Below are 12,302 nucleotides of genomic sequence, written 5' to 3' on the forward strand. Positions count from 1 at the left end.
CGCGCGTTCGCGTTCATCACCGCCGGGACGGAAGGCCACAATGCATCTCACGCTCACCGACGAGGAACTCGCATTCCGCGACGAACTACGCACGTTCTTCACCACCGAGATCCCCGCCGAACTCCGCGACCGTGTCGCCACCGGCCGCCCGCTCGGGCGCGACGACATCGTCACCAGCCAGAAGATCCTCAACGCCCACGGCCTGGCCGTGCCGAACTGGCCCGTCGAATGGGGCGGAAAGGACTGGACCTCGGTCCAGCGGCACCTGTGGCTCGACGAACTGCAGCTCGCCTCCGTCCCCGACCCGCTGCCCTTCAACACCGCGATGGTCGGTCCCGTCATCGCCGAGTTCGGCTCCCGGGAGCTCAAGGAACGTTTCCTCCCGGCGACCGCGAACCTGGACATCTGGTGGTGCCAGGGCTTCTCCGAACCCGAAGCCGGATCGGACCTGGCCTCGCTCAAGACCCGCGCGGTCCGCGACGGCGGCGACTACATCGTCAACGGCCAGAAGACCTGGACCACCCTCGCGCAGCACGCCGACTGGATCTTCGCGCTCGTGCGCACCGACCCGAACGCCCCGAAGCGGCAGGCCGGCATCTCGTTCCTGCTCATCGACATGAAGACGCCCGGCGTCACGGTCCGCCCGATCAAGCTGATCGACGGCGGATACGAGGTCAACGAGGTGTTCTTCGAGGACGTGCGCGTCCCGGCGGAGAACCTCGTCGGTGAGGAGAACGCTGGCTGGAGTTACGCGAAGTTCCTGCTCGGCAACGAACGCACCGGGGTCGCGCGGGTCGGCGCCACGAAGGTCCGCATCGCCCGGGCCAAGAAGCTCGCCGCGGAGGTCCGTCTCGGCTCCGGGTCGCTGCTCGACGACCCGCTGTTCGCCGCGCGCGTCGCGGAACTCGAAAATGAACTGCTGGCACTGGAACTGACCCAGCTGCGGGTCGTCGCGAGTTCGGCCGACGGCAAACCGAATCCGGCGTCGTCGCTGCTGAAACTGCGTGGTTCGGAGTTGCAGCAGGCCGCGACCGAATTGCTCGCCGATGTCGCCGGCCCCGATTCGCTGCCGGTCGGTGCCGACGGCATCGACTCACCCGACTGGGCGCAGCGCGCCGCCCCGGTCTACCTCAACAACCGCAAGGTCTCGATCTACAGCGGGTCGAGCGAGGTTCAGCGTCAGATCATCGCCTCCTCCATTCTCGGATTGTGAGCAGCCACCATGAATTTCGAACTCGACACCGAACAGGATCTGCTCCGCAAGACGACCCGCGACCTGCTGTCCGGGGCGTACGACGCGGAAACCCGTAACGCGGTCACCGCGACCGACCGCGGCTGGAACCCGGAGGTATGGCGGCAGTTCGCCGAACTCGGTCTGCTCGGGCTGCCCTTCCCCGAGGAACACGGCGGCATGGGCGCCGGTCCGGTCGAGACGATGGCCGTGATGACCGAGATCGGCCGGGCACTCGCACCGGAACCGCTGCTCGACGCGGTGTACACGCCGGGTGGGCTCGTCGCCGAGGCTGGTACCGACGCGCAGCGCGCCGCGATCCTGCCGCGCGTCGCCGAGGGTGACCTGCTGCTCGCGTTCGCGCACGACGAGCCGGGCAGCCGCTGGCCGTCCACCGGCGTGCGGACCGCCGCGACCCGCACCGGTGATGTCTGGACTCTGACGGGCCGCAAGAACCCTGTGCTGCACGGTGATTGCGCCGACCTGCTCGTGGTGTCCGCGACCCTCCCCGACGGCGGTACCGGACTGTTCCTCGTCGATGCGTCCGCCGACGGCGTGACCCGCACCGCCTACCGCACTCACGACGAACGCCGCGGCGCCCAGCTCGTCCTCGACGGGGTCACCGCCGAGCCCCTCGGTGCGGCCGCCGGCGCAACCGCGATCACCGACGCGACCGGCGCGATCGTCGCCGCGCAGGTGCGCGCGCAGGCCGCGCTGTGCGCCGAGGCGGTCGGCGCGATGCAGGAGGCGCTGCGCCTGACCACGGAATATCTCAAGCAGCGCAAGCAGTTCGGTGCGCCCATCGCCCGATTCCAGGCGCTGACCCACCGCGCCGCCGACATGTACGTGCTGCTCGAGCTCGCCTCGAGCCTGAGCCTGTACGCGACGATGGCACTGTCCGACGGCATCGTCGACCCGGCCATCGCGTCGCGCGCCAAGCTTCAGGTCGGCCGGTCCGCCCGCAGCATCGGGCAGGAAGCGATCCAGATGCACGGCGGCATCGGCATGACCGCCGAGTACCCGGTCGGGCACTACGTGAGCCGGTTGACCGCGATCGAACACACCCTCGGCAGCACCGAGGACCACCTGCGGGTCCTGGCCGGCGCGGTCGCCGATCACGACCGCGTGGATGTCACTGGCGGCTGACCTCGCTCAGGGCGGGTCTCGCGGCAGCAGGGGCCCGAGCGGTCCGAGGTCGATGTTGAGATCTTCGGGAGTCAGGCCGAAATGTTCGCGCAGCTCGTCCATGCGCTGCTCGAGCAGCATCAGCGTGGTGCCGATGCGTTCGATCTGTTCGTCGCTCAGGTCACCCTGGTCGACCCGTCGCAGCGCCTGCCGCTCCATCAATTGGCGGAGGAGCTCGACGAGGGTCAGCACCAGGGTGACCAGACCCCGCTCCACGGATTCGGGATCGGAGTCGATACGCGGTGGCAGCCCGTCGAATTCGGTCACGGCCCCCCGATCTCCTGCTGCTCGGCGACAGCACGGACCGACGAGATCAGGGTGCGCAACGAAATCCGCACCATGTCCACATCCGCTATCGAGAGCACCACGTCACCGACGATGACGACGCCGCCGGCCAGCACCCGGTCGAGCAGGTCGACGAGCGCGATCCGGCGCTCCTCCGGCAGCTCGCTCACGGGTTCCCCCGGTCCACACCGGCGAAGGAATACGGGGGCCACGGACCCGTGAGTTCGAGCTGGAGTCCGTCGAACTGCGTCCGCGCCGCCGCGACCGCGTCGGTGAACTCGTCGCGATGGTCGTTGTCCACAAGATAGGTTCCGTTGAGCACCATCCGGTCTCGCCGTCCACTCAGGGTGGGATCGGTCGCCGCTTGCCGGCGCCCCGCGGCCGAGTGCTGCAGCAGCACCGTGTGGAGGGCCTCGGCGCGTTCCGCCGCGGCGTGCTCGGCGTCGTCCCGAGCGGACAGCTGCGCGCGCCGCCGCTTCAGATACGCGGCGCCCGCACCGGTTCCGCCTGCGGAGCTCGCGGTCGCCGCCTCCACCGCGCCGGTGGCGAGCGCGTCCAGGTCCGCGTACGCCTTCACCCCCCATTCGGTGCGTCCCGCGACGAGGGTGAGCGCCACCTCGAAATCCGCTCGGCGAGCTTCGAGTACGTCGCGAACCCGGTCGTCGTCGCGATACACCGTGGCAAGCCGGAGCGGAATCGCCGCCGCCCGCCGCACCACGGCGGAGACGACGGCATCGTGCGTGCGCGCCACCGCCTCGAGCCAGTCGAGATTCTCGAGGTTGGTGCGCAATGCCTCTTCGCCGAACTCGCCGAGAGGGACCGTGCCGACGACGGCGGTCAGTCCGGCCGCGGTCACGGTCCGGACCGGCTCCCGGGCAACCCCGGTCACGTCGTGCACGGAATCCTCTGCGAGATCGGCGCCCGTCACCGCGTACACCCACACGCCGTGATCATCGGTCATCGTCGGTCACCTCGGCATCCTCGACCTCGGCGTCCTCGACCCCTGCATCCTCGACCCCTGCATCCTCGATCTCGGGGGGATCGGCGACCGGTTCCCTCGTCCGTCCGGCCTCGAGTTCGGCGATCCGGTCCCGGAGCTTGCGATTCTCGACTTCGAGATCCTGTTGTGCTCCTTCGATACTCGCGCGGTGGCCCTTGCTGCTCAGCCACGGGTCGGTCTCCCACCAGTCGATGCCGACGGCCTTGGCCGTCTCCAACGACGCGATCACCAGGCGGAGTTTGATGGTGAGCAGTTCGATGTCGAGCAGATTCACCTGGATGTCACCGGCGATCACCAGGCCCTTGTCGAGGACCCGCTCGAGGATATCGCCGAGATTCGTCGACTGATGGCCCCCACCGTAGGGCTGAGGTGACGGGGAGCCGCCGCCCACCACGGTCATGTCCTACCTCCCTTGCCGAGATCGGTGCTGCCCCGTCCGTAGCGTTTGGTTCTGCGGTAGGACAACAGGTTTCCGTCCGGATCCAGCTCCACTTCGTACAGTGCGAGCATGTCCGCCGACGACGGGATGCGCCGGTCCTCGATCACCTCGATCTCGACCGTCCACCCGTCGTCCCCCGGCTCCACGGACGTGGCCCCCTGCACCTCCTTCGTCGTCAGTTCGGAGAGATGCTCGATCGCGATGCGCGCCACCTCGCCCGCGGACAAGGGTGGTAGGGATTCGGGCTCGCGGGCGCCGTCGGAGTCCTTGCGGGTTGATCGTTCGGCCATCGTGGTCCCCTTCCTAGATCGGCGGGGCGCCGGTGTCCGGCCGGATCATCCGGTTGAGGACAGCCTGTTGCGCCGCGGCCTTCTCGTCCTCGGTGATGTGCCCGGCGGCGGCCGCCTCGTCGATCTCCTCGAGCTCACGGCGGATGGCGGCCGGATCGTGCAGTTGCTGCTCGACCTGATCCTGGATGACTTCACCGAGCCACAGGACGGCCCGGATCGGTGCAATCGGCAGCGTGAAGATGGACGAGATCAGGCCCACGGCTCAGTCCTCCGGTGCGCGTTTCATCACGAAGTCGTACGCGGCCATCGGCCCGAGCAGGTCCATCTCTGCCCGGCCCTCCCATTCCTGCGCGAGGGAACGCACGATGTCCTCGAGATCGCCCTGCCGGGACAACTCGATGAGCACCGCGACGTGCGCGGCGTCTTCGTCGTGCGTCGGCTGACGGACGTTCACCATCGGCTCGAGGTCCTCGAGCGCGTCGACGACCCGCTGGGTGTCTTCGGTTCGTTTGGCTTCGATCGACTGGGTGATGATTTCGCCCAGAGCCATACGCGCGTCGCGGGTTGCGTCCTCGGGTTTGTCGCGGATCTCGTCTCGCAACCGTGCAGCGTCGGCGTTCTCGTCGAGAATCTCACCGAGCACGGTCTTTTCGACGTAGCGTGCCTTGACGACGAACTGCGCCCGACCCTCGAGTTCGTTCAGCGCCGCTTCGAACTCGTCGCGATGGGCGTCGAGCAGCTCCTCGGATACAGCGTCCTCGTCCGACAGCACCGCCCCGAACCGGAGCGGTAGCACCGGTGCGACGGCGGCGGTACCGTCCAGCAGTTCCGCGTGGGCTTTGAGGTCGTCCGGGGTGCCGAGCGGCCGGTCGACCGGGATTTCGCTGATCAAAGCAGCGATCTCGCCGCTCCGTACGACAGAGACCTCACTCGGGGGGGCGCCGACACCGGTGGCGTGCGATTCCGTTTCCACATCCCCCGGGACGATGCCGTAGACGTAGATGCCCGTGGTGCCGGAGATGCCCTGTTCCTCCGGGGTGCGTGCGTCCTCGGACGTGTCGGTCATCGCTCCTCCCCTCGTTTCGACGATCGCGGCGCGTGCTGGCGCTTGTCTTCGACATCGCCGAGAAAATCGGCGACCTTCTCACTGGCTGCTTCCAGCGCGCCCTTCGTCTTGTGCTTCGCGCCGCCCGAGGTGATGTCACCGACGAGATCGGGCAGGCCCTTCGGTTCGTTGTCGGCGATCTCCAGACGGTTCACGGCTTCGGCGAAACGCAGGTAGGTGTCGACGCTCGCCACCACGATGCGGGCATCGATCGTCAGCAGTTCGATGCCGACGAGGGAGACCCGCACGAACGCGTCGATCACGAGACCCTTGTCCAGAATGGTGTCGATGACTTCGGCGAGCCCGGACGAATTCGGGCGCGCCATCGTGCCGCCGCCACCGCCGCCACCGCCGCCGGCAGGTTGGATGGTCATTTCCTGGCTCCTCGACTCGTGCCGGACGTGGGTCGTGCCCTGCCGCTCCGAGCGGGGGCCCGCCGGCGAACCGGGGGTGCTTCCTCGGCTTCGTCCTCCTCCGGCTCCTCCTCGTCGGCTTCGTCTTCCTCGTCTTCGGGCTCGAAAGCCTCGGCCTCTTCGTCCTCGGTCTCTTCGTCCTCGGGCTCGAAATCCTCGTTGTCGTACTCGTCTTCGTCGTACTCGTCCTCTTCCTCAGGTTCCTCTTCCTCGGGCTCCTCTGCGGATTCGTCCTGCTCGTCGTACCCTTCGTCCTCTTCCTGTTCTTCCTGCTCCTCCTGGCGAGCCGTCTCGTCGTCCTTGACCACCTTGCTGTCGCGGATCTCGCCGTGCCACCCTTCGATCTCGTCGGGATGCAGGATGCTCTCGGTCATGACGTGACGCTGGAAGTGCTTGAGTTCCAATCTGGCCCGCCGTCCCACGGCTCGCCACAGGTTGGCGGTCTTCTCGAACAGGCCGCGCGGGTGGTACTCGAGCACCAGAACGATCCGGGTGAGATTCTCGGTGATCTCATGGAAGGTCACCGCGCCGTCGATGTAGCCCTTGCCACCCTTGGAACGCCACACGATCCGCTCGAACGGAACCTGTTCGAGAATCGTCGATTCCCAGTTCCGGCGCGACCAGAAGACCTTGCCGGTCCACTGCAGCTTTTCGTCGGCGGCCTGTTCGACCTGTTCGACCTTCTTCATGAACTTCGGCCAGTCCGCGAACTGGGTCCACTGGTCGTAGGCGAGCCGGACGGGCACTCCGACATCGATCTGCTCGACGATATTGGTGAGCTTGATCTTCTTGCCGCCCGAGCCTTTCCGGCCGCCGCCCCCGAAGGACTTCTTCACGTCCTGGAACTTCTGTTTGGCCGTACTCTTGACGCCTTCCAGGCCGGCGCTCATGGCGGCTTTCAGCGGCGAAGCGCCTTGGGAGAGCTTCTCGACACCGGTCACCGCCGACAGCAGGCCGGTATTACCGGTGCCCTCGGCATACTCGTGCAGCCGGCCGGCCGTCCCGGTGATCTTGCCGGCGACGGTGTCCATCGCCTTTTCGGTGACCGTTCCGGCCAGGTTCTGGAGCGAATTCTGCAGGTGCCCGGTCGGTGTGGCCGCGCCGGCCGTCTTCTGCGCCGTATCGGTCGCCGCCTTGCCGGCTCGGCCCGCTGCACCGGTCGCGGTCTTTCCGGCCTTCCCCGCCGCACCGGTCGCGGCCTTACCCACTTTCCGAGTGGTATCGGACAATGCCTTGGTCATCTGATGTTCGGCGCGGATACTTCCTCGTTCACGAGGGAGAGGAAGCGCCGTCCTCCTTCCGGTATGTGGTGTCGGGTAAACCTTGTCGGTGGTGTCGGTTAGCGTGCCGGGCATGGGGACCGAGGTGGTGCGCTACAACTACCGGCTGCGGCCGGGCACCACCGCCGAACGCGCCCTGCTCGAGGAGTGGCATCGCTGCCGGTTCCTGTGGAACGAAGCCGTCCACCAGTCCACGACCGGCGCGAAACCGACGTTCGCGAAACTGAGCAAGCAGCTGACCGAAGCCCGAGCCCGCTCGTCGTGGCTGCGGAAGGGCTCCCAGGTCGCCCAGCAGCAGACGCTGCGCACCTACGCGCAGGCGTTGGACGCCTCGTTCACGGTCAAAGGCCGGGGCCGGCCTGGCTTCAAGGCGCGGAAGAAAACGTTGCCGTCGCTCGAATACACCCGTCGCGGGTTCCGGATCCACGACGGCCGGTTGGTGTTGCCCAAAGGCGTGACGATTCCGGTGGTGTGGTCGCGGGCACTGCCGTCGGGCCCGTCGAGTGTGCGCATCACCCGAGATTCCCTCGGGCATTGGTATGCCTCGTTCGTGGTGACCCGTGAGGCCGAGCCGATCCCGGTCGCCGACGAGAGCAGTGGTGTCGGGATCGATTGGGGCGTGGCGCGGACCGCGACGGCCACCGAGGAGCGGTTCGATCTGCCGCATGCCGGGCACCGGAGGCGGTGTGCGGCGGAGTTGGCGAAGGCTCAACGGAAGATGGCCCGTCGGCGTCGCGGGAAGGGACACCCGCCCTCGAGGGGCTACCGGCGGGCCCGCAAGACCGCGGTGAAGGTGCACAAGAAGGCGGCCCGGCAGAACCGGCACGACGGCCGGATCTGGGCCAAGGCCATCGTGGACGCGCACCATCTGATCGCGGTGGAGGACTTCAAACCCAGGTTCCTGGCGAAATCCACCATGGCGCGCAAGGCCGCGGATGCCGCGGTCGCGACGGTGAAACGGGAATTGATCGAACGCGGCAGGCGGGCCGGCCGGAAGGTGGTGTCGGTGCGGCCCGCGTACACGAGCATGACGTGTTCGGGGTGTTTCGCGAGAGCCAAGCAACCTCTCGGACTCGAGGAACGGATTTTCCGGTGCTGGGCGTGCGGGCACACCGCGTGCCGGGATCGGAACGCTGCCAGAGTGATTCTGGCTGTGGCGGAGCGTGGCCACACCGGTGTCGACGACGTAGGTCACTGGGATCCGCCTCCTTCGGGTGGTGGTTCCGGTGCGGTCTGAGCCGGGAATCTCCTGCCTTCAGGCAGGAGAGGCGTTAACGGGCTCAACTCCTCGTACGCCGCACCGGGGCGCGTCCGGACGCCGGAGCCTCGGCCCGGCTGCTGCGCCGCCGTGGCTTGGGCGCTTGTTCGTCGTCGTCCTCATCGGCCTTCTTCCGGCCAGGGGCCGAGCGCGATCGGGCCGGGGAGGCACCCTCGGAGGTCCGGCGGCGGGGTGCGGGCCGCTTCTTCGCGGGTTTCCGCTCGGCCTCGGGCTCGGCGTCCTCCGTGTCCTCCTCGCCTGTCTCCTCCTCGGCGGTGTCCTCTTCCGAGGTGCCTTCTTCGTCGGTGGGTTCGTCCTCGTAGGCTCCCTGCTCGTCCTCGTCGTACTCGTCCTGAGGTTCCTCGGAGCCCTCGTCCTCGGCCCGGCCGCCGCTCTTGCCGCGTCGCAGACCCCCGCCCTGCTGGAGCCGCTCGTTGAGCGAGTCGATCTGATTGCTCGCAGCGGTGACGGCCGCGGCGCGTGCCGCGCCGAGCAGTTCGCCCCGAACGGATTCGGTGATCTTGCTCAGTTCCGGTGACGACCCCAGAGCGGAAGCACCGCGCTTCATCAGTTCCTGAGGGGTACCGGGGAGGCGTCCACTCAGCCCCGCACCCGCCAGCATCAGGGCGAGTCGCATCTTGTGGGTACGTCCGAGCATGTAGCCGATGCCGACCCCCACGGCAATTCGTGCTCCACCCTTCATGGCCATCTCCTTCGGCTGCGACCCGTCCGTCCGGACGAGTCAGCGATCGAAACTCTGCGGGCGTTCGCCTGCACGTGGGACTGGAGTAACCTGCGTCACAGTTCGCGAAACATCCATCTCGAGTTGATCTTCGGCGGGGCAGTGCGGACCGATCGGTTTGTTCCCGTCCGTTTTCCCTGCCGGTGAAGGGGGGTACACCCCCACTGTCGGACAACGACCGAGTGCGGTCGTGGAACTCGCGGCCACGGAACAGGAGCGGGTCATGGCTCACCTCACGAACACGATCAAACACAGTGCCGAGGCTGCCGCCGGAAAGGCGAAGCAGACACTGGGGCGGTGGACCGGAAACCGGCGCGCCGAGGACAAGGGCTCCCGGCAACATTTCGTCGCCGAGTCGAAAAAGCTGGGAGACAAAGTGATTCACGCGGCGGGGCAGGGTCGATCGCGGCTGCGGCAGTGGAGACACCGTCGCTCCGACATGCCCTGACCGCCCTGGGAACTACACCGCTGTCACTCGCACGCGGCGAAACCGCAGGCACGCAACGCGAACGCCGCTTCGGGCCCGATGATCTCGCCCGCCAGTGTCAGGAATCGGTCGACGAACGCCGCCCCGTGCGCCGGGTCGGCCGCATCGTCCGGATCCGACGGGTCGAGATGGTGCGCGAGCTCGTGCAACACCACCAGTTCCCGGAACGCCCACGCCGTGTTCGCCCGGTGCTCCGGCAGCGCGATGACCGCACAATCGCTCTCGTAGTGGGCGGCGGTGTTCCCGGCGCGCGCCCGCACCCGCACCCGCACGGTGGCGCGCGGCCATCGGTCCCGCACCCAGTTCAAAGCCAGCACCGCATCCAGATAGGCCTGCACCGACTCGATCGACGCGAACCGGCGCTCCACCGGCAGCGTCACCTGGGATCCGGCGATCTCCACCACCCGGATGCCGCGCTCGTCGGCGCGGTCGAACATGCGGCGCACCAGCGACTCGGCCTCGTACACCGCCGCCCGCTGCGAATCCCGGCTCGATCTCATGGGCGGATCCTCCGCGGTGTCATCGGGTCAGCCTCCGGCCTCCGGACGGCAACTCCGGCGCCGTCCCCAACCGCGCCTGCCGGCCGGCGCGGTCCCCGGCCCGCTGCGCGTCCGACGACTGCGCGGTCGCCGCCCGGTTGCCGCGCCAGCTTCCCCGCGCCTGCGACGTGCTGCGATAGAAGTCGCGCAACTCGAGCTGTTTGTCGCGCAACACCAATTCGGTGCCCGGCACCGCGACCTCTGCTTCCTGCTCGGTCTGCTGTTTCGTCTCGGCCAGTCGCGCCCCGATCCGCGCCGCGAACGCCGACTGGAAGTTCAGGCGCGCGGTCACCCCGGCGACGGGCCTGCGCACCCGCGTGCGCACCCGCCGCCCCCCGCGCTGCTCGACCACCGTGCGCACCGTCGTCTCGTCCCGGTAGCTGCCTGCGCGCAGGTACGCGTCCGATGCCCGCACCATCTGCACCAGCAGCGACGAGTACAGCGTCTCGCACACGTCGATGTCGTCGGCGAACCCGTACGCGTAGATGACGGTGGAGGTGGCGGTGATGTCGCACTGCACATCGTTGGCGGCGGCGATCGCCAGGAACAACTGCGCGTAGGTGCGCAGTCCCTTCTTCCCGGTCTCCCCGATCGTGATGAGCCGCTGCACCGGCGTGACCCGGCGTTCCCGGGACGCGGTGTGGGCCCGCGCGACCGCGAGATCCACGGCCGACGCAGTCGCCAGACGTTGCGCCGCCGCGAGGAACGCGTCGGCTTCGTGCTGGTTGTCGGTCGATTCCGCCTGGCGGAGCAGGCCGCCGATACGGGTCAGCATCCGGTCGGAACTCACCGACAGAGAATAGGCGTGTTCGGCTTTGTCGCCTATTCTCTCGTGCCATGGCCTCAGTGACCTTCGACAGGACGACCTGCCTGTTCCCCGGCTCGACCACGCCGGCGGTCGACGCATTGGATCTGAAGATCGAGGACGGGGAGTTCCTCGTGCTGGTCGGCCCGTCGGGTTGCGGCAAGTCCACGTCGCTGCGCATGCTCGCCGGTCTCGAGCAGGTTCACAGCGGCCGCATCCTCATCGGCGACACGGACGTCACCGCGCAGGACCCCAAGCAGCGGGACATCGCGATGGTGTTCCAGAACTACGCGCTGTACCCGCACATGTCGGTCGCCGAGAACATGGGGTTCGCGCTCAAGCTCGCGAAGACCCCGAAGGCGGAGATCCGCGAGCGTGTCGAGGAGGTCGCGAAGATGCTCGACCTCGAGCAGTTCCTCGACCGCAAGCCCAAGGCACTGTCCGGCGGACAGCGTCAGCGCGTCGCGATGGGCCGCGCCATCGTCCGGCAGCCGCAGGTGTTCCTCATGGACGAGCCGCTGTCGAACCTCGATGCGAAGCTGCGCGTGCAGACCCGCACCCAGATCGCGCAGCTGCAGCGGCGCCTGGCCACGACCACCGTGTACGTCACCCACGACCAGGTCGAGGCCATGACCATGGGCGACCGGGTCGCGGTTCTCGAGAAGGGCATCCTGCAGCAGTGCGCGTCGCCGCGGGTGCTCTACAGCAAGCCCGTCAACGTGTTCGTCGCCGGATTCATGGGTTCGCCGGCGATGAACCTGTTCACACTGCCGGTGTTCGATCGCGGCGCCATCCTCGGCGAGACGTACGTGCCGATCCCGCGGGACGTCGTCGGCCAGGTGCACGAGACCGAGGTCGTCGTCGGGATCCGGCCCGAGCACATCCAGATCACCGACTACGGCCTCGCGATGGACGTCGACGTCGTCGAGGAACTCGGTTCGGACGCGTATGTGTACGGCCGCGCGTACGTCGCGGGCCGCTCGCAGCAGATCGTGGCGCGCGGCGACTGGCGGAGTCCGCCGCAGAAGGGCGAGCGCATCTACCTGAACTTCGATCCGGAGCAGGTGCACGTGTTCTCCACACAGGACGGTCGCCGGCTCGGCTGAGCGCGGTCGACGACACGCGGGACATGACCGATTCAGGATGAGAGCAATATCCCCTTTTCCCGGTCTCGCGTGCCAGAGTAGGTGCCGGTGTCGGCGGCCGCAGGCTCGCCGACGACGAGTTTTCCGATCCGAACGGG

General features: G+C 67.9%; 17 protein-coding genes. 5 read left to right on the forward strand and 12 right to left on the reverse strand.

What is annotated here, in order from left to right; all coding sequences use genetic code 11:
• Nucleotides 1-40 precede the first annotated feature (40 nt).
• A complete protein-coding gene (locus RZ1_RS24410) occupies nt 41-1,213 on the forward strand; it encodes an acyl-CoA dehydrogenase family protein (protein ID WP_072815103.1) in 1,173 nt (390 codons plus the stop codon).
• 9 nt (nt 1,214-1,222) lie between these two features.
• Nucleotides 1,223-2,377, forward strand: coding sequence for an acyl-CoA dehydrogenase family protein (locus tag RZ1_RS24415; RefSeq protein ID WP_072815104.1), 1,155 nt, complete (start codon nt 1,223-1,225; stop codon nt 2,375-2,377).
• Between the two features lie 6 nt (nt 2,378-2,383).
• On the opposite strand, the gene RZ1_RS24420 is transcribed toward RZ1_RS24415, so the two are convergent.
• The 9 genes from RZ1_RS24420 to RZ1_RS24460 are packed head-to-tail and all read right to left on the reverse strand — an operon-like array spanning nt 2,384 to nt 7,189.
• Nucleotides 2,384-2,683 (reverse strand): gas vesicle protein K, encoded by a 300-nt coding sequence (locus tag RZ1_RS24420; RefSeq protein WP_072815105.1) that lies wholly within the window; start codon nt 2,681-2,683, stop codon nt 2,384-2,386.
• On the reverse strand, nt 2,680-2,871 hold the full coding sequence (gene gvpJ / locus RZ1_RS24425) for a gas vesicle protein GvpJ (protein ID WP_072815106.1): 192 nt from the start codon (nt 2,869-2,871) through the stop codon (nt 2,680-2,682). Before gvpJ (RZ1_RS24425) ends, RZ1_RS24420 begins: the two co-directional genes overlap by 4 nt.
• On the reverse strand, nt 2,868-3,662 hold the full coding sequence (locus tag RZ1_RS24430) for a GvpL/GvpF family gas vesicle protein (RefSeq protein ID WP_072815107.1): 795 nt from the start codon (nt 3,660-3,662) through the stop codon (nt 2,868-2,870). Before RZ1_RS24430 ends, gvpJ (RZ1_RS24425) begins: the two co-directional genes overlap by 4 nt.
• Nucleotides 3,652-4,101: a gas vesicle protein gene (locus tag RZ1_RS24435; RefSeq protein ID WP_083583893.1), complete on the reverse strand. Its 450-nt coding sequence runs from the start codon at nt 4,099-4,101 to the stop codon at nt 3,652-3,654. Before RZ1_RS24435 ends, RZ1_RS24430 begins: the two co-directional genes overlap by 11 nt.
• A complete protein-coding gene (locus tag RZ1_RS24440) occupies nt 4,098-4,430 on the reverse strand; it encodes a gas vesicle protein GvpO (protein WP_072815108.1) in 333 nt (110 codons plus the stop codon). The genes RZ1_RS24435 and RZ1_RS24440 overlap by 4 nt, the downstream gene beginning before the upstream one ends.
• 13 nt (nt 4,431-4,443) lie before the next feature.
• Nucleotides 4,444-4,689, reverse strand: coding sequence for a gas vesicle protein GvpG (locus RZ1_RS24445; protein ID WP_072815109.1), 246 nt, complete (start codon nt 4,687-4,689; stop codon nt 4,444-4,446).
• A 3-nt stretch (nt 4,690-4,692) separates the two neighbouring features.
• Entirely contained in the window at nt 4,693-5,496 is an 804-nt protein-coding gene (locus tag RZ1_RS24450) for a GvpL/GvpF family gas vesicle protein (RefSeq protein WP_072815112.1), read from the reverse strand.
• Complete coding sequence (gvpJ, locus tag RZ1_RS24455; RefSeq protein ID WP_174565240.1) at nt 5,493-5,909, reverse strand: gas vesicle protein GvpJ; 417 nt, start codon at nt 5,907-5,909, stop codon at nt 5,493-5,495. Before gvpJ (RZ1_RS24455) ends, RZ1_RS24450 begins: the two co-directional genes overlap by 4 nt.
• Nucleotides 5,906-7,189, reverse strand: a complete 1,284-nt coding sequence (locus tag RZ1_RS24460; protein WP_072815113.1) for an SRPBCC family protein — start codon at nt 7,187-7,189, stop codon at nt 5,906-5,908. The genes gvpJ (RZ1_RS24455) and RZ1_RS24460 overlap by 4 nt, the downstream gene beginning before the upstream one ends.
• 112 nt (nt 7,190-7,301) lie before the next feature.
• On the opposite strand from RZ1_RS24460, the gene RZ1_RS24465 reads away from it, so the two are divergent.
• A complete protein-coding gene (locus RZ1_RS24465) occupies nt 7,302-8,465 on the forward strand; it encodes an RNA-guided endonuclease InsQ/TnpB family protein (protein WP_072815114.1) in 1,164 nt (387 codons plus the stop codon).
• 43 nt (nt 8,466-8,508) lie between these two features.
• On the opposite strand, the gene RZ1_RS24470 is transcribed toward RZ1_RS24465, so the two are convergent.
• Nucleotides 8,509-9,189: a hypothetical protein gene (locus RZ1_RS24470; RefSeq protein WP_072815160.1), complete on the reverse strand. Its 681-nt coding sequence runs from the start codon at nt 9,187-9,189 to the stop codon at nt 8,509-8,511.
• Between the two features lie 229 nt (nt 9,190-9,418).
• Here RZ1_RS24470 and RZ1_RS24475 point away from each other — a divergent pair, with 229 nt between their 5' ends.
• Complete coding sequence (locus RZ1_RS24475; RefSeq protein ID WP_072815115.1) at nt 9,419-9,676, forward strand: CsbD family protein; 258 nt, start codon at nt 9,419-9,421, stop codon at nt 9,674-9,676.
• 23 nt (nt 9,677-9,699) lie between these two features.
• Here RZ1_RS24475 and RZ1_RS24480 read toward each other — a convergent pair whose 3' ends face one another.
• Nucleotides 9,700-10,215: a TIGR04338 family metallohydrolase gene (locus tag RZ1_RS24480; RefSeq protein WP_072815117.1), complete on the reverse strand. Its 516-nt coding sequence runs from the start codon at nt 10,213-10,215 to the stop codon at nt 9,700-9,702.
• 19 nt (nt 10,216-10,234) lie between these two features.
• A complete protein-coding gene (locus RZ1_RS24485) occupies nt 10,235-11,044 on the reverse strand; it encodes a DUF2786 domain-containing protein (protein WP_072815118.1) in 810 nt (269 codons plus the stop codon).
• 47 nt (nt 11,045-11,091) lie between these two features.
• Between RZ1_RS24485 and RZ1_RS24490 the strand changes: the two genes are divergently transcribed.
• Nucleotides 11,092-12,165 carry an ABC transporter ATP-binding protein gene (locus tag RZ1_RS24490; protein ID WP_072815122.1) on the forward strand — a complete coding sequence of 358 codons (1,074 nt, stop codon included), beginning with the start codon at nt 11,092-11,094 and terminating at the stop codon, nt 12,163-12,165.
• The last annotated feature ends 137 nt before the right edge of the window (nt 12,166-12,302 follow it).

The sequence above is a fragment of the Rhodococcus zopfii NBRC 100606 = JCM 9919 genome, from assembly GCF_001895025.1.
Classification (GTDB): domain Bacteria; phylum Actinomycetota; class Actinomycetes; order Mycobacteriales; family Mycobacteriaceae; genus Rhodococcus; species Rhodococcus zopfii.

What these genes read in the sequence shown, in the direction of transcription:
- RZ1_RS24470 (WP_072815160.1), bottom strand. Translation starts at nt 9,189, where the DNA reads ATGAAGGGTGGAGCACGAATTGCCGTGGGGGTCGGCATCGGCTACATG.
- RZ1_RS24440 (WP_072815108.1), bottom strand. Translation starts at nt 4,430, where the DNA reads ATGGCCGAACGATCAACCCGCAAGGACTCCGACGGCGCCCGCGAGCCC.
- RZ1_RS24450 (WP_072815112.1), bottom strand. Translation starts at nt 5,496, where the DNA reads ATGACCGACACGTCCGAGGACGCACGCACCCCGGAGGAACAGGGCATC.
- RZ1_RS24465 (WP_072815114.1), top strand. Translation starts at nt 7,302, where the DNA reads ATGGGGACCGAGGTGGTGCGCTACAACTACCGGCTGCGGCCGGGCACC.
- RZ1_RS24460 (WP_072815113.1), bottom strand. Translation starts at nt 7,189, where the DNA reads ATGACCAAGGCATTGTCCGATACCACTCGGAAAGTGGGTAAGGCCGCG.
- gvpJ (WP_174565240.1), bottom strand. Translation starts at nt 5,909, where the DNA reads ATGACCATCCAACCTGCCGGCGGCGGTGGCGGCGGTGGCGGCGGCACG.
- RZ1_RS24430 (WP_072815107.1), bottom strand. Translation starts at nt 3,662, where the DNA reads ATGACCGATGATCACGGCGTGTGGGTGTACGCGGTGACGGGCGCCGAT.
- RZ1_RS24415 (WP_072815104.1), top strand. Translation starts at nt 1,223, where the DNA reads ATGAATTTCGAACTCGACACCGAACAGGATCTGCTCCGCAAGACGACC.
- RZ1_RS24435 (WP_083583893.1), bottom strand. Translation starts at nt 4,101, where the DNA reads ATGACCGTGGTGGGCGGCGGCTCCCCGTCACCTCAGCCCTACGGTGGG.
- RZ1_RS24480 (WP_072815117.1), bottom strand. Translation starts at nt 10,215, where the DNA reads ATGAGATCGAGCCGGGATTCGCAGCGGGCGGCGGTGTACGAGGCCGAG.
- RZ1_RS24490 (WP_072815122.1), top strand. Translation starts at nt 11,092, where the DNA reads ATGGCCTCAGTGACCTTCGACAGGACGACCTGCCTGTTCCCCGGCTCG.
- RZ1_RS24410 (WP_072815103.1), top strand. Translation starts at nt 41, where the DNA reads ATGCATCTCACGCTCACCGACGAGGAACTCGCATTCCGCGACGAACTA.